General features: G+C 49.2%; 12 protein-coding genes. 6 read left to right on the forward strand and 6 right to left on the reverse strand.

The genetic code is table 11. The annotated features are described in order from the left end of the window. Nucleotides 1–34 precede the first annotated feature (34 nt). The 4 genes from AB4114_RS09740 to AB4114_RS09755 are packed head-to-tail and all read left to right on the forward strand — an operon-like array spanning nucleotide 35 to nucleotide 3,924. Entirely contained in the window at nucleotides 35–1,294 is a 1,260-nt protein-coding gene (locus AB4114_RS09740; protein ID WP_441988279.1) for a DUF445 domain-containing protein, read from the forward strand. Nucleotides 1,295–1,348: 54 nt separating this feature from the next. Next, nucleotides 1,349–2,188, forward strand: a complete 840-nt coding sequence (locus AB4114_RS09745) for an ABC transporter ATP-binding protein (protein WP_441988280.1) — start codon at nucleotides 1,349–1,351, stop codon at nucleotides 2,186–2,188. Further along, nucleotides 2,121–2,885, forward strand: coding sequence for an ABC transporter permease (locus AB4114_RS09750; protein ID WP_171632455.1), 765 nt, complete (start codon nucleotides 2,121–2,123; stop codon nucleotides 2,883–2,885). The genes AB4114_RS09745 and AB4114_RS09750 overlap by 68 nt, the downstream gene beginning before the upstream one ends. 13 nt (nucleotides 2,886–2,898) lie before the next feature. After that, a complete protein-coding gene (locus AB4114_RS09755) occupies nucleotides 2,899–3,924 on the forward strand; it encodes an ABC transporter substrate-binding protein (RefSeq protein WP_441988281.1) in 1,026 nt (341 codons plus the stop codon). A 62-nt stretch (nucleotides 3,925–3,986) separates the two neighbouring features. Here AB4114_RS09755 and AB4114_RS09760 read toward each other — a convergent pair whose 3' ends face one another. After that, complete coding sequence (locus AB4114_RS09760) at nucleotides 3,987–4,439, reverse strand: bactofilin family protein (RefSeq protein WP_441988282.1); 453 nt, start codon at nucleotides 4,437–4,439, stop codon at nucleotides 3,987–3,989. Next, nucleotides 4,436–5,452 carry a M23 family metallopeptidase gene (locus tag AB4114_RS09765; protein ID WP_441988283.1) on the reverse strand — a complete coding sequence of 339 codons (1,017 nt, stop codon included), beginning with the start codon at nucleotides 5,450–5,452 and terminating at the stop codon, nucleotides 4,436–4,438. Before AB4114_RS09765 ends, AB4114_RS09760 begins: the two co-directional genes overlap by 4 nt. 184 nt (nucleotides 5,453–5,636) lie before the next feature. On the opposite strand from AB4114_RS09765, the gene AB4114_RS09770 reads away from it, so the two are divergent. Further along, complete coding sequence (locus AB4114_RS09770; protein WP_441988284.1) at nucleotides 5,637–6,836, forward strand: YCF48-related protein; 1,200 nt, start codon at nucleotides 5,637–5,639, stop codon at nucleotides 6,834–6,836. Nucleotides 6,837–7,491: 655 nt separating this feature from the next. Here AB4114_RS09770 and AB4114_RS09775 read toward each other — a convergent pair. Genes AB4114_RS09775 through AB4114_RS09790 form a run of 4 tightly spaced genes read right to left on the reverse strand, consistent with a single transcriptional unit; the run spans nucleotide 7,492 to nucleotide 10,817 of the window. Then, nucleotides 7,492–7,998, reverse strand: a complete 507-nt coding sequence (locus AB4114_RS09775) for a hypothetical protein (RefSeq protein ID WP_441988285.1) — start codon at nucleotides 7,996–7,998, stop codon at nucleotides 7,492–7,494. Nucleotides 7,999–8,025: 27 nt separating this feature from the next. Then, nucleotides 8,026–9,204 carry an MGDG synthase family glycosyltransferase gene (locus AB4114_RS09780; protein ID WP_441988286.1) on the reverse strand — a complete coding sequence of 393 codons (1,179 nt, stop codon included), beginning with the start codon at nucleotides 9,202–9,204 and terminating at the stop codon, nucleotides 8,026–8,028. 33 nt (nucleotides 9,205–9,237) lie between these two features. Further along, nucleotides 9,238–9,813, reverse strand: coding sequence for a thymidine kinase (locus AB4114_RS09785; protein ID WP_441988287.1), 576 nt, complete (start codon nucleotides 9,811–9,813; stop codon nucleotides 9,238–9,240). Nucleotides 9,814–9,839: 26 nt separating this feature from the next. Continuing rightward, nucleotides 9,840–10,817: an HD domain-containing protein gene (locus AB4114_RS09790; RefSeq protein ID WP_441988288.1), complete on the reverse strand. Its 978-nt coding sequence runs from the start codon at nucleotides 10,815–10,817 to the stop codon at nucleotides 9,840–9,842. A gap of 376 nt (nucleotides 10,818–11,193) precedes the next feature. On the opposite strand from AB4114_RS09790, the gene gltB reads away from it, so the two are divergent. Further along, nucleotides 11,194–15,786: a glutamate synthase large subunit gene (gltB, locus tag AB4114_RS09795; protein ID WP_441988289.1), complete on the forward strand. Its 4,593-nt coding sequence runs from the start codon at nucleotides 11,194–11,196 to the stop codon at nucleotides 15,784–15,786. The last annotated feature ends 8 nt before the right edge of the window (nucleotides 15,787–15,794 follow it).

Genomic DNA, 15,794 nt, shown 5'->3' on the forward strand with positions numbered 1-15,794 from the left:
AATGATTCATCAACCTCACGAGGAAAGAGATGTTATGACGATGAAAAAAGAAGCAAAGTATATAGCAACGGTTTCACTTGGTGTAATGGGTGCGGGCTTTCTGGCTACGCTGCCAACAGCTGTGTCCTCCACGGTGTGGGGCACATTCCTGCAAGGCGGGTTCGAGGCAGGGGTTGTCGGCGGCTTGGCCGACTGGTTCGCAGTTAGCGCCCTTTTCCGTCATCCGCTAGGTATTCCCATCCCACATACGGCGCTGCTGCCGAACAATCGGGAGAAGATCACGAAGGCGCTCGTCTCCACGGTACAGAATGAACTGCTGTCCAAAGAAACCATTCGGGCGCGCCTGCAGCAAATCCGTTTCTTGGAACGCGGCCTAGAGCTGGCAGACAAGCAGCTGGACAATGCGTCCTTGCACAAAGGACTCACGGCGCTAGCGCAACAAGCTCTTCAAGCGATTGATCTAGAGAAATTAACTCCTCTCTTAGCAGAGGAAATTCATAAAGCGCTCCAAGACGTTGATACAAGCCGACTCGTACGCACCGTTGTGGACAGCATCGAAGATGGCGGATACGACGGTAAAACGTTCGATTTTGTCCTAGACAAAGCGGCGGCATGGGCAATCAAAGCGGACACGCGTGATCAGCTGGGAGCAATGGCGATCAAAGCATTTGAAGGTTTGCAGTCGAATGGCTTCATGGCTTTTGCCGTGAATGCGTTTATTGGTATGGTTAACGAGGAGAAAATTGGCGGTATTATCCAGAATTTCGTACTCAGCTATATCGAACAAATGCGTACGAAAAACCATCCGCGCCGAGAATCTGTGCTTACTTTCATCCGTAACGAGCTCCACAAGTTAGAGCGTAATCCACAGTTGCTAGCAGAGCTAGAAAAACTGAAATCAAAGCTTCCTGAGCTGTTCGACCTTGATGAGAAGCTAGCGCTGTTACTTACAAAACTAAAAGAAAAAGCGGAAGCCTTCATCGATGAGCCGGACTTTGTTCCTCAGCATGTAGTGCCCATTATACGCAAAATGCTTACATCCATTCGCGAAAACCCCGATATGCTGCACAAGGGGGAAGACTGGATTCAAGAGCAGATCGCGTCCTACGTGGAACAAAATCACAGTAAAATCGGCCAACTGGTGAAAGAGAACCTAGACAAACTCGACAACGAGAAGTTGACGGTGCTCATGGAAGAGAAGATCGGCAGCGATCTACAATGGATTCGGGTGAATGGTGCGATTTGCGGATTCATCATTGGGTTAGGCTTGGCAGGCTTGAAAATGTTATTCTAATCGATTTGAAAGTATGAGTGTTTATACGTTTGCTTCGCAGGGGGATGAGAGAGCTTGATCGAGATTAAGGGAGTCAGCAAGACGTTCGTTCAGCGCATCGGCGGCAGTTATAAAGCGTTGGATGACATCACATTGACGATAAAAAAAGGGGAGTTCGTCTCCCTGCTCGGCCCTTCAGGCTGTGGGAAATCGACGGTTCTGAACCTTGTCGCTGGCTTTGATACGCAGTCTGAAGGCACCATTCAGGTTAATGGGAAAAAGGTAACAGGTGCTGGAGCGGACCGTGTCGTCGTGTTTCAGGAGCATGGTCTTTTCCCATGGCTGACGGTGTTAGACAATGTGGCTTTTGGCCTTAGGCAGAAGGGAATCCCCAAGGAAGAGCGCCACGAGATGGCGATGGAGCAGATCAAATCTGTGCATCTAAGCCGCTTCGCGGATCGATATCCGCATGAGCTGTCAGGCGGGATGAAACAGCGGGCAGCGATTGCCAGAGCGCTCGCGATGGACCCGGAAATTTTGCTGATGGATGAGCCTTTTGCGGCATTAGACGAGCAAACACGCCTTATTTTGCATAAAGAATTGGAAGAAATATGGATGCGTACGCGCAAAACAATTCTCTTCATTACCCACAATATTCGCGAAGCAGTCATCCTGTCGGATCGGGTTCTGGTGATGTCCACACGTCCTGGCACGATCAAGAAGGAGTTCACTGTCAAAGCAGCGAGACCTCGCGACAGCGCAGATTCCGTGCTCCATCATATGGAGGCGTTGATTATGGACGCACTGGCGGATGAGCTGGAGAAAGTTGTGAGAGAGGAGACTGGCGATGAGTACAGCATTAAGAAGAACGATTTTTCTGGTACTGCTTCTGATAGCTTGGGAGGCGGGATATAGGATTTTCGGCTGGGGATGGAAATTCCCTTCGGTTTCGCAGACACTGCAAGCTTTCTATGACGGCATCGTGCATGGGGAGCTGCTGCAGGCTGCTGGAGCGAGTATGCTGCGGCTGCTCATTTCTTTTGCTTTGTCACTCGCGATAGGGACAACGCTAGGTTTTCTATTTGCTAGATATCGCTTGCTCGATGACACGTTAGGCTTCCTAGTCGTTTCTTTGCAGACAATTCCGAGTATTGCTTGGTTGCCTTTTGCTATTATTTGGTTCGGATTAAACGAAACCTCCGTTATTTTCATCACGACACTTGGGGCTACTTGGACGATGGCTTTGGCAAGCCGTACAGGGATCAAGAATATCCCGCCTATTTATTTGCGCGCCGCACAGACGATGGGGACGGGGAATGGCTTTAACCTGTTCCTTCAGGTTATGATTCCGGCTGCTTTCCCTCATTTGATCAACGGTGTACGTACAGCATGGGCATTTGCTTGGCGGGCTCTTGTTGCGGGTGAGTTGATTGCCAAGGGCGCGGGGTTAGGTCAGCTTTTACAAGATGGACGAAATCTCGGAGACACCTCGCTGATGCTCTGTATCGTCATTATTATCGCTGTGCTAGGCACGGTTTCAGACCATTTCTGCTTCAAAAAACTAGAAGATAAAGTGCTAGAGCGCTACGGCCTCGCTGGCTCCAAGTCGTAGGGGAGTGGGCGTGATGACGAGGCGCATCAAAGTACTTCTGCTGTTACTCTTCGCTATGACACTCCTGAGCGCTTGCGAGGAAAAGCTGACAGCCTCCGGTAAGCCACAGGTCGTTCGAGTCGGTGTGTTCAAAAATGTGACCCATGCCGCCGCCTACATCGCGCTGGAAAAAGGTTACTTTGCCCGCGAATGGGGCGACGAAGTGAAGATCGAAGTGACACCCTTCGATAACGGTTCCGATCTGTCCATCGCGATGGCGACGGGGGATATCGACGTAGGATTCGTAGGTCCAGGACCTGCGACAACTTTTTTCTTGAAAAGCGGTAATTTCCGCGTGGTTTCCGGATCCAATAACGGCGGTGCCGTGCTGGTTGCGAGATCGGATGCAGGCATCCAGACGACCGCAGACTTGCGAGATAAAACCATCGCGATCCCTGCCAAGGGGAATACGAATGAAATTTCGCTGCGTTTGCTGCTTCAGCAAGCAGACATTTCGCTAGGCAGAGGCAAGGAGAACGCGCATCTCATCGTCCGCTCTCCAGCGGATACGCTGATCTCTTTTCGTCAGAAAGAAATCGATGCAGCTTTAGTCCCTGAGCCCTGGGGAACGCAGATTGAGAAGGCTGGGTTCGGTAAAGTTGTTGCCGATTGGCAGGCGATCCCGCCCAACAATGGCGACTATCCAACGGTGATTATGGTGGCCAGCGATTCGTTTATCGCCAAGCATCGCGATATTGTGAAGGGCGCAATTAAGGCGAATCTGGACGGTATCGCGTTCATTCAAAATAGTCCCGAGCAAGCTTATGATCTGATCAACAATCAGTTGAAGCAATATAGTGGTAAAGGTATGGACAAAAGCTTGATTAAAGCTTCGCTTAGCCGCCTCAAGCTGACCACTGACGTGGATGTCAAAGTGATGGAAGAGATGGCGAAGGTGTCTATCGGCGCTAGATACATCAAAGGTATTAAGCCAGAGGAGCTGGATCTTAGCCGGTTTGTGGATCTTTCTATGCTGGCCGAAGTGAAAGCTGGGAAATGAGAAAGAGCTCGTCGCACCCGCCGCCAGCGGATGAAGACGAGCTCTTTGTATATAAAGCTGCTCTAATTTCCACCAGAAGCAGCTTGTTGTTCGCTTTTTTGTTGCTTATGCGCCTTGGCATCGATGACCTTGCCGCCTCCGGTTTTCTCATTTTGTACTGCAGCTGCATTCATCGCACTACTTCCCTGGAAAATGCCGCCCTCCTCGATAATGACGGACCGCACATCAATATTCCCAATCAAGACCCCAGAGCTTGTCACGATTAGTTTGCCCTTGGTATAAATGTTGCCTTTCACTTTGCCGGCTACGATCACATCGCGGGCGTGGATATTCGATTGAACGACAGCGTTCTCACCAATCGTGACGTCACCGGCACATTCAATGTCACCGTTCATTTGACCCTCAATACGAAGACTAGCTTCGGTCATGATTTTACCTTCACAGATCGTACTAGCTCCAATTAATGTGTCTGTTGTTTTCGTATCGATTCGTTTCAACTTTGAGCTTCCAATCATTTGCGTTCATCCTTTCGATCTGAAATGAGATAAGGTTTAGGGTCAATTTGGATACCGTTTTTATGAACTTCATAATGAAGATGGGAGCCCGTGCTGCGTCCAGTAGAACCAACAAGACCGATTTGCTGACCTTTTGTTACAGATTCTCCGCGTTTTACCAATATTTTATTCAAATGCATATACTCCGTTTCAATGCCCCTGCCGTGATCAACAATAATATAGTTGCCAAGCTCGCCATCAAAGCCCGCAGCAATAACTTTACCTGCGGCCGTTACGTAGACGGGATCATTGTACTCACCGTCGATATCATAGCCTGTATGCATGGAGGGCTTGTATGTAAAAGGATCTATGCGGATGCCGAAGCCAGAGGTAATGCTGTGCGAGGCGATGGGCCATAGTGTAGGCGTAATACTGCGCAAGTGCTCAGCTTCTTTAATTTTGGCTTCGGATTCATTGAGATTGACGAGGAGTGCATTAATATCGCCAACTAATGAAAAAAGCCCTTGCTTCGTGTTGCTAACGAGGGTAGAAACATCATCCGTAGTGATAGGTACATCGCTGCCGCCAACATCAACATTCGTTCCATTCACTGGCTTAGTGCTCGGGGTGCTTGCTACTTTTTTGCTTGTCCCGTTTACGGTTTCTGGTTGACTCATGAGTTCTATCACATGATCTATTTTCTTAATTTCCTCTAGCTTTACCTTAAATTCATCGGCCTGCTGAGCAAGGTCAATCAAATCAATTTGCAGCTGTTCAATTTCACTTGTTTGATGTGTAATTTGATCAACCAACTGACGTTCTTGTCCATCGAAAGCTTGCTGCATGCTGTTTTGAGTTTGATGGGACAGGGTATTCATTAAGTAAATCGTCACAAAGAAACCGATCAGCACAAGCAGGATCACACTAGGCACAATATACAGACTACTGTGCGGAAGCTTGAATCTTACGGTATGGCGGTTGGCACCCGGAATGATCATGAAGGTGAGTTCCTTTTTGCCCCAAATGAATTTCAACAGATCCTCCTCACTTTCCGTAACTATGTCCCCCTTCTTGTTTACGATTGTATTCCTCAGAGGGGTGAGTCATGCCTAATTTCTCGAAAATGGGGGAAGATGGTAAGGATGTAGATCAACTTTTCTCTCCTAAGTAACGTCTATGAAATATCAACTACACAAGTAAGTGAAGGGAGCATGATGTATGATGTTAAAAAGAATGCTGCTGCTGTTAGCGATAACAAGTATCGCTTTAACAGGGTGTAAATCTTCCGGACAGGCGAGTGGTCAAGTAACGGTTTCAGAATCACCGATATCGAGTACAGTGGCGAAGGTGGAGCCAACGGCAACTCCTGCGACTCCTAGTGCAGAACCGACAACCGTACCGACCAAAGGCAGTGAGGGCTCAACGGCTCTTATGAAAGGGGTAACTGCCTTAAGGCTAGCAGATGCTCAAAAGGGCTGGATTGGAGGCAAAGGGTGGATCGCTCATACCGATGACGGTGGCGGGAAGTGGAAGGTGCAGGTGCAGTACACGGGCATTGGTGAGGTAGGGCAGCTATTTGCCTTGAATGATCAGGATGCGTGGGCAACAGAGAAAGAAACGGGGAAGCTGTTTAGTACGAAGGATGGTGGAACCAAATGGTCGACAGTCGGTACCGTTCCCAATCAAGCGTTCCTCCATTTCGTGTCGAAGCAGGAAGCTTTTAGCGGCAATGCACATACCGTAGATGGTGGTGTCAAATGGGCGAAGCTTCCAGTTCCTGAAGGTATCAAAGGGGATGCCTATTTTCATGATAATAAGAATGGCTGGGCTGTTCGACAAGCTCAGGATAAAATCGAAGTGCTTCGCACGCAGGACGGCGGGCAAAATTGGAAATCTGTGATGTCACGTCCAACCGTCGCGACATTAACAGGAACCGTCATTCGCTCCGCTGGCGCGGATGACGCGTGGATCGAGCTGATTGGGGAATCGGGGATGACACAAACCTCGTATTCGCTGTTTCATACCAAAGACGGCGGGAAGACCTGGCAGACCGTGCTGGTGAACAGCACGGCAGGTGGAGGACCGGCCCCTGGATTCCCTATGGGGGATACGTCGGGGCCGAAGAACACGGGCTCGAAGCCCGGCCCTCTCTACGTCGTGAACACCGACGTAGCGTTCATGGGCGGCAGCTGCCCGGCATGCGACAAGCCAAACTCCGTCGGCTGGACGAAGGACGGCGGCAAGACCTGGGTGAACGGAACGGAGTCGTTCACGGGGTACGGCGATCTGCTGCTCGGCATGGCAGACGCGAATAGCGGCTGGCTCATCACGAATGATAATGAGCAGCCGAGTGTCATGTACACCACCCGCAGCGGTGGTGTGAACTGGAACAAGGTGCATACCTTCGATGCACCTTAAACGAAATGCCACCGCGGCTGTCTTCGCGCGGTGGCATTTTTTTTCATGCAGCTAGCTACTCCCCACACTCCGCACCACATGTCTATTCATAAGACATATCGCACCCCGGATCTCACTCAGCTACTCCCATACTCATCACACTCCGCGCCACATGCCATAACATGCAGCACCAATCGAATCCCGCACCACTTGTCTACTTGCACGATACATCATGTAACATATGTCTACTCGCACGCCACATCGCACCCCGGACCACACCCAGCTACTCTCGCACACCCACCACACTCCGCACCATTTGCCGTAACACGCACCACCTTCACCGTCAGCATACGCCAACCCAAACTCACCGCCGCAGCAGATTAGATGGATTTCCTCCATCTATTTCAGTCGGGTTTCCGTGTTTTCAGCGATTAGATGGATTTCCTACAGCTAAATGAGCCGGAAGTAGTGGGAATGCTCGAATTCGATGAAATTAGATGTAGTTTTTCCATCTAAATCCAATTCCGAATGAATTTTGAAGAAAATAGATGGAGGTTTTCCAGTTATTCGCGTCGGGTGAAGATCGTGACTTCCCGCCAGCCAGCACTCCGCAACGAAAGTTAGGTCTGCCATTCATTCATTCATTCATTCATTCACTCACTCAACACAAACCCACTCACTTCGTAGGCGTATCACTCCCGTTTCCATTCCCATTCCCGTTCCCGTTCGTTCCATTCGTATTCTTCCCGTTGAAGAACGTCGATGTTAGATCACGCAGCTTCTCCATGAACTTTCCGTAGCCGTAACCAGTCAGAAAAGCTATGCTGATACGCGCTGACATCGAGTCGCCAACTTCCAGCAGCATAATACCGCTCGCGAATAGGATAATCGTGATAATCGCAGAGCCGAAGCACAGGATAGGCCGCATGAGGTACCAATAGATCCACTGTGTGGTGAGCTCTTGATAATGCTCATGAAACATGCGCAAACCATATAGGGCACCACCAAGCGCTCCTGCAAAGCCGAAGCAAGCATACTCATGATAGAGGACGAAATCAACGCCCAGTATTTTGCGTTCAAAAGAACTGCTGCCAAGCACGGCCATCATCCACAGGCTGCCAACAAACCAGATCATTAAATAAGCAAAAATAGCTTGCTTGCCGAATCGGTGAATGGGATTCATAACAAAACACCGCCCTTACAATGGATACTACCATTGTATGAGCGGTGTTTTTGATGATGCCTGAATATAGGAACGATTATCCGACTGCTCCAGGTACGCAATGATCGCTGTTGCACAGCTTTGATCTTCCTCATTCTGTTCTTCACGAATGTCTGTTCTCCGCTTTGCAAGCTCGGGATATTGCTCGAGCAGCAGTTTAAACCAGTGGTCAATCATCGCGACCGATGTGATGCGCTGTCCGTAGCCATTTTCCTGGAAATAGGTGCAATTTTTCTCTTCTTGCCCTGGAATCGGGCTGTAGAACAGCATGGGAATACCCTTGGCCATTGCCTCTGTGCAGGTCATCCCGCCTGGCTTCGTAATCAACAGATCGGCGATATCCATAAGTTTGCTAATTTCGGTGGTATAGCCAATCAGATGGATGTTCGGCTGACGGAAGACATCCTCCTCCAGCAGCTGGAGTCGTGCTTTCTCATTCGTGCCTAGACAGATCAGCAGCTGAATATCCTTACTCCAGCTCGCTAAATAAGTCAGCATCTCTTCTTTTTCCTCTTTCTTAAAAACACCCCAGCCACCACCCATGACCATGACGGTAGGCATAGCTTTGAGACCAAATTCTTGACGAATATGTTCTTTGCTATGGGCCTTGCGGAAATTAGGATGAACCGGAATACCAGTCACCTCAATGCGCTTGTCCTGAACGCCACAATCCATGAGACGCTCTCTCACAAGAGGCGTGGATACCAAATATTTGTCCACTGCTGAGTCTATCCACGTTCCATGAACATCGTAATCGGTGATTACAGTGAAGAGAGGGATATCCAGTCCCTCGCGCTTTAACCTAGAGACAATGATGCTTGGGAATGGATGTGTACAGACGATTAAATCAGGTTTCAACTGCTTGATAACGGCTCTAGTTCGTGAATAAAAGATGCGATGCAACACGAGACTGGCTACACGACTCGGCCTTTTATCATAGTGATGTCGATAGAGCATACCGTACAGTCTGGGGTGTGATGTTACCGTGCGGCGGTATGCCGAGAAGACCCAGGGTGCTAAGGTAGGATGCAAAAAAGCGCCAAGCTCAATCACGCGGGTAATCATGTCTGACGAGGATTGCCGAAGCTCGCCGGCCAGCGCATGAGCAGCTTGTGTATGTCCTTTCCCAAAGCCCTCAGATAATAGCAAAATCCGTTTTTTACGCAAGGAACTCACCTTTCTTTATAAATCATATCTATCCTAGGTGCGATCTGTTTTTTTCTTAGATGCATAGCATTTACGACATACTGGAACGTAGCTTTCATTCCCGCCGATCTGGATCTGCTCACCATGGAAGATAGGAACGCCGTCTTTGCAACGCATGTTCATGATTGCCTTTTTATCACAATACCAACAAACGGTTTTAATTTCTTCGATCGTATCCGCCACAGCCAAAAGTGCATTGCTGCCTTCAAATAATTGTCCCATGAAATCAGCGCGAAGCCCGTAAGCGATAACGGGAATATCCAGTTCATCGACGACTTCAATCAACTGAGAGACTTGGGCTTTGTTCAAGAACTGAGCCTCGTCGACCAAAATGCAATTCGGACGCTCGGTCTGCGCTAAAGCGACCATATCCAAATGTTCGTCTACGACGATAGCTCCTTTTTGCATACCGATGCGGGAAGCGACTTTACCAACACCGAAGCGATCATCCATAACGGAAGTGAGGAGAAGTACTTTTTTGCCCTGTTCCTCATAATTATGAGCTACGCGTAAGACTTCAATCGATTTACCGCTATTCATTGTGCCATAACGAAAGTACAATTTTGCCAAGCTGGGACAGTCCCTTCTGCGGATGTTTATATGGTGAAAAAATAAGTTGCGGCCATGCTATCCAGTTCAGCCAGCTTCACAGCAGCTTGAAAGCTAACTTCAGAGGCGAGTTTTTCGCCAATTAGTGGTTGTTTTCTGTAAACCTTCCCGATATTGACCTCGATGCTACCTCGTACGGGTTCTTGTGTAATTTGAATGCGATGAGGCTCATACATGAGCACATGGATCGTTTCGCGAGCCGTTTCATTATTGCTCTGCAGCAGCTCCTGAATCAACTCATGATCCATGAGTGCGGGGATTCGATCCTTCATGCCTGGATTTGCCTCGCAATGATGTGCCGTTGCTTTCGCCAGCAGCGCATCCATGGCTAGAAACTGCGGGTGCAGGATAAGTCGATGTTCTTCAACAATCGCATCAATAAGTGCCGTGGCTGAAGCCTCATTCGCTTCTATGTAGGGTCCGCGTAAGCGAAGTCCTTTCACTATTTCCGAAGGCGGCAGCGTCTGACGACCCGCATAGTAAGTATCGCGCAGGAAGCTATCCAAGTGGTCGAGTCCAAGAACCGTGGATTTGTTCGTTAACGGTGTTTCTTGTTTCAAAAGATCAATAATGGCCCGCGGCGAAATGCCGTGCTTGATCAGAATATCGGCGATGATGCCTTGCCCGATTAACTGTTCGGTCTGACGGTGATGATTATACCCAAGTGTCCGCTCAACCGCATGGGAGAAAGGCAGGTGCCCGATATCATGGAGCAGTGCCGCAATGCGCAGATGAGGATCTTCTGGGCAAAAGTGAGCCATGAGTGACCAAACGCCAACCGTATGTTCGAATCGTGAATGTGTAAGTGGTGAAAATAGAGCCGAGGCTCCGAAATGATGTAAAAACTTCAGGCGGCGTACCGGCTTTGAGCGGAAAAGCTCAATTTCAACCGGATGAGCTTCTAGCTGCCATTGATAAAGAGGCTCAGTAATCATGCCGTCCCCAAAAGTATGCTGTATACTCAAACAGAGCTCCTCCTAAGATGTGGGATCTGGATGTATGTTCTAGCGGTATTAGCTATCATAGCATGAAACATAGAAAGTTTGCTATCACATGCACACCCAGTCGTATTTATATAGGAAATGCGAACATTTATCGTGCCTATACACTATGATCCAACTGGTGATTCTATTAAAATGAAAACCTTTTCAATTTAAATATTTTTAAATTGAACTATAGGAAACCAAGTGTTAATATAATAGAAAAAATATTGAGAATATTTCCTCTACTTATTGCGGATGTAGTCGAAATATGAAGCATTGAATTTTTACTTTTTAGTACTTTAAAGCAGCATGCGTTTAACAAAGTCCAGCGAAAACGAGGGAAGAAAGGTTGCACAACATGACTATTAATGGATTACCTCCCAAACAGGGATTGTACGATCCGAGGAATGAGCATGATGCTTGTGGTATAGGCTTTGTTGCCAATATCAAGGGTGTCAAATCTCATGCCATCGTCAAGCAAGCGCTTCGTGTACTTTGTAATTTGGATCATCGCGGTGGGCAAGGTTGTGAACAGAATACGGGAGATGGCGCAGGCATTTTAATGCAAATTCCAGACGCGTATTTTCAATCCGCATGTGAACAAGAGAACATTAAACTTCCAATTTCCGGCAGTTATGGCGTAGGTATGGTGTATTTACCGCAAGAATTAGAGGCACGTCAAGCTTGTGAAAGTACCATTGAGCGAATAGTCAAACAAGAAGGGCAACAATTTCTAGGATGGAGAACCGTTCCAACCAATAACAGTTCGTTAGGCGATTCTGCAATATCCGCTGAACCGTATGTTCGTCAGGTGTTTATTGGTCAAAGCGTGGATACTGCGACAAATCTTGATTTTGAGCGCAAGCTATACATTATTCGTAAATTATCTGAAAACGCTATCAAAATATCCCATCCGGGATCGCAATTTTACTATTCTAGCTTGTCTAGCAGGACGATTGTATATAAAGGGATGTTAACACCTGAGCAGGTGGATGCGTATTACGTGGAGTTGCAAGATGAGAAGGTAGAATCTGCCTTAGCGCTTGTTCACTCCCGTTTCAGCACCAACACGTTTCCAAGCTGGGAACGTGCGCATCCGTACCGTTATTTGATTCATAATGGTGAGATCAATACACTTCGTGGTAACGTCAACTGGATGCATGCACGTCAAGCGATGTGTGACTCTGAATTATTTGGTGAAGATTTTGGGCGCATTCTTCCTGTTATTGATACCGATGGTTCCGATTCCCAAATGTTTGATAATACCCTAGAGTTCCTGATGCTTTCAGGTCGTTCATTGCCGCATGCCGCCATGATGATGGTACCCGAGCCTTGGTCCAAACATGAAGGTATGGATGATGATAAAAAGGCGTTCTACGAGTATCACAGCACCTTGATGGAGCCGTGGGATGGTCCTGCAGCGATTGCTTTCACAGATGGCAGTCAAATCGGAGCGATTCTTGATCGTAACGGTTTGCGTCCTTCTCGTTATTATGTAACGACGGACGATTTCATCGTGCTTGCTTCTGAGGTTGGTGTGTTGGATATCGAGCCTGAGCGTATTTTGTACAAAGACCGTCTGAGGCCGGGACGTATGCTGCTTGTCGATACGGTAGAAGGTCGTATCGTGACGGATGAAGAAATCAAGAGCGGCATCGCTAGCGAGCAGCCGTATCGCGATTGGTTGAATGAGCATCTCGTTTCTTTAGAGGATCTGGAAGAGGCCCCAATTGTACTTAGCTCTGACCATGATACGATTCTGCAGCGCCAGCAAGCTTTTGGCTATACCTTCGAACAATTGCGTAAGACTCTTGAGCCTATGGGCAAAACAGGTGTGGATCCGATCGGTTCCATGGGTACGGATGCGCCACTGGCAGTGCTTTCGGATCGTCCGCAGCTGCTTTATAACTATTTTAAACAATTATTCGCACAAGTAACGAATCCGCCAATTGATGCGAACTTTGAAGAAATTATTACGGCGCAGGGCACCACGATTGGGCCAGAGCGCAACCTGATTAAGCCGGAGCCAGAGAGCTGTCGTCAAATTCGTTTGAAGTCGCCGTTCCTCTCCAACGATGAGTTGGCGAAGCTGCGTCATATTCAGCGTGATGGTTTCAAAACGGTCACCTTGCCGACGCTTTTCGAAGCATCAGCAGGCACAGCGGGCCTCGAGAGTGCTATGCAGTCCTTGTACACGGCAGCAGATCAAGCCATTGTCGATGGAGCAACGCTGCTCATTCTGTCCGACCGTGGTGTAGATAGCGTAAACGCGCCGATTCCAGCACTTTTGGCAACGTCGGGCTTACATCACCATTTGATCCGTCAAGGCACTCGGACGAAAGTCAGCTTGCTTGTCGAGTCTGGTGAGCCGCGTGAAGTGCACCATTTTGCCCTATTGCTCGGCTATGGCGCAGGCGCGATCAACCCTTATCTGGCGTTAGAAACGCTAGATGACATGATTCAGCGTAAGCAGCTAGTTGGTGTTGATCATGAGAAGGCGATCTATAACTACATCAAAGCGGTGACGAAAGGTGTAGTCAAAGTGTTAGCGAAAATGGGTATTTCCACCATTCAGAGCTATCGCGGGGCGCAAATTTTCGAAGCGATTGGCTTGAGCCAAGAGTTGGTAGATAGCTACTTCACTTGGACGTATACCCCAGTGGGTGGTATTGGTATCGAAATGGTTGCGAAGGAAGCCTTGATGCGTCACAGCCGTGCGTTCTCTGAACAAGAAGGACGCGATCGCGTGCTGGATACAGGTGGCCACTTGCAATGGCGCAGAGATGGGGAAGATCACATCTATACGCCAGAAACTGTGCATGCTTTGCAATCTGCTGTTCGCACGAACAACTATGCTCAGTATAAAAATTTCTCCAAACTCGTCAAACGTGAAGACGAGAAATATATGGCTCTACGCGGACTGCTGAGCTTCAAAGCAGGACGCACACCGATTCCGATCGAAGAGGTGGAACCGATCGAGTCGATCTTCAAGCGCTTCAAGACAGGAGCCATGTCCTACGGCTCCATCTCCAAAGAAGCGCATGAAACGATCGCGATCGCGATGAACCGCATCGGCGGCAAGAGCAACACCGGCGAAGGCGGCGAGCATCCGGAGCGTTTCACGCCAGATGCGAACGGCGATCTTCGCCGCAGTGCCATTAAGCAGGTGGCGTCCGGCCGCTTCGGCGTCACGAGCCACTATCTCGTCAACGCTGACGAGATTCAGATCAAGATGGCGCAGGGCGCGAAGCCCGGCGAGGGCGGCCAACTCCCGGGAACCAAGGTATACCCTTGGGTAGCCGAGGTTCGCGGAGTTACGCCAGGCGTAGGCTTGATTTCGCCGCCGCCGCATCATGATATTTATTCGATCGAGGATCTCGCTGAGCTGATCCACGATCTCAAGAATGCCAACCCGCGGGCACGGATCAGCGTTAAGCTGGTATCCGAAGTCGGTGTTGGCACGATCGCTGCCGGCGTAGCCAAAGGGAAAGCGGACGTAGTCCTCATCTCCGGCTACGACGGAGGCACAGGCGCGTCACCGCAGACGAGTATTCGTCACGCGGGACTGCCGTGGGAGCTCGGTCTGGCGGAGACGCATCAGACACTCGTGCTGAACAACCTGCGCAGCCGTATCGTCGTTGAGACGGATGGCAAGCTGATGACTGGGCGCGACGTGGTCGTAGCTGCTTTGCTCGGTGCCGAGGAGTTCGGCTTCGCAACGACTCCACTAATTACAATAGGCTGCGTGATGATGCGCGTCTGCCACTTGGACACTTGTCCGGTTGGGGTTGCTACGCAAAATCCGGAGCTTCGCAAGAAATTTGCTGGAGAGCCGCAGCATGTTGTGAACTTCATGACCTTCATCGCCAATGATGTGCGTGAGATGATGGCGGAGCTTGGCTTCCGCACAATTGAAGAGATGGTTGGACGTACCGATATCTTGGAGTCCAAGCCAGCGGTCGAGCATTGGAAAGCCAAAGGCGTCGATCTTACGCCGCTGCTGCACCAACCAGATATGGGCGAAGAAGTCGGTCGCTTCTGCCAAATGCAGCAAGATCACGGCTTGGATCGCTCTTTGGATATGACGAAGCTGCTTGATATTTGTGAGCCAGCGATTGAGCGCAAAGAGCATGTTCATGCGATTCTGCCTATTACGAACGTTAATCGCGTTGTCGGAACGATCGTGGGCAGTGAAGTTACACGCCGTCATGGCGTAGATGGCTTGCCGCACGATACGATTCGTCTACATTTTGAAGGATCAGCGGGTCAAAGCTTTGGTGCTTTCGTACCGAAAGGGATCACACTCTCCCTCGAAGGAGATGCCAATGACTATGTAGGGAAAGGATTGTCCGGCGGTAAGCTGGCGATTTTCCCGTCGAGTAAGTCGACTTTTGTACCAGAAGAAAACGTGATTATCGGCAATACCGCCTTATATGGTGCTACAGATGGGGATGTTTACATCCGTGGTATCGCGGGCGAACGCTTCTGCGTAAGAAACAGTGGTGTGCGTGCCGTCGTTGAGGGTGTAGGCGATCATGGTTGTGAGTACATGACAGGTGGTCGAGTCGTTGTTCTTGGTTCAACAGGGCGTAACTTCGCAGCGGGTATGTCAGGCGGTATTGCCTACGTATTGGATGTGAATGGTGACTTCCAAAGCAAAGTGAATAAAGAGATGGTTTACCTCGAGCAGCTGGAAGAAACGTATGAGATGAATGAATTGAAAACGATGATCCAGCATCATGCCACATTTACGGATAGCAGCGTTGCCCACCAGGTTATTCAGCACTGGGATGAGTACGTTTGGAAGTTCGTGAAGGTTATACCGAAGGACTACAAACGGATGTTTGATGCTATCGAGAAAGTGAAACGCTCCGGTCTAAGCCAACAAGAAGCGGTCATGGTTGCTTTCGAGGCGAATATGAGAGATGTTTCCCGTGTCGGTGGAAATTAACGAAACTC

Source organism: Paenibacillus sp. 2RAB27 (assembly GCF_052115445.1).
Taxonomy (GTDB): domain Bacteria; phylum Bacillota; class Bacilli; order Paenibacillales; family NBRC-103111; genus Paenibacillus_E.

Excerpts from the sequence above, each read along its gene's own strand:
- AB4114_RS09740 (WP_441988279.1), top strand. The coding sequence starts at position 35 with ATGACGATGAAAAAAGAAGCAAAGTATATAGCAACGGTTTCACTTGGT.
- AB4114_RS09750 (WP_171632455.1), top strand. The coding sequence starts at position 2,121 with ATGAGTACAGCATTAAGAAGAACGATTTTTCTGGTACTGCTTCTGATA.
- AB4114_RS09755 (WP_441988281.1), top strand. The coding sequence starts at position 2,899 with ATGACGAGGCGCATCAAAGTACTTCTGCTGTTACTCTTCGCTATGACA.
- AB4114_RS09760 (WP_441988282.1), bottom strand. The coding sequence starts at position 4,439 with ATGATTGGAAGCTCAAAGTTGAAACGAATCGATACGAAAACAACAGAC.
- AB4114_RS09770 (WP_441988284.1), top strand. The coding sequence starts at position 5,637 with ATGATGTTAAAAAGAATGCTGCTGCTGTTAGCGATAACAAGTATCGCT.
- AB4114_RS09775 (WP_441988285.1), bottom strand. The coding sequence starts at position 7,998 with ATGAATCCCATTCACCGATTCGGCAAGCAAGCTATTTTTGCTTATTTA.
- gltB (WP_441988289.1), top strand. The coding sequence starts at position 11,194 with ATGACTATTAATGGATTACCTCCCAAACAGGGATTGTACGATCCGAGG.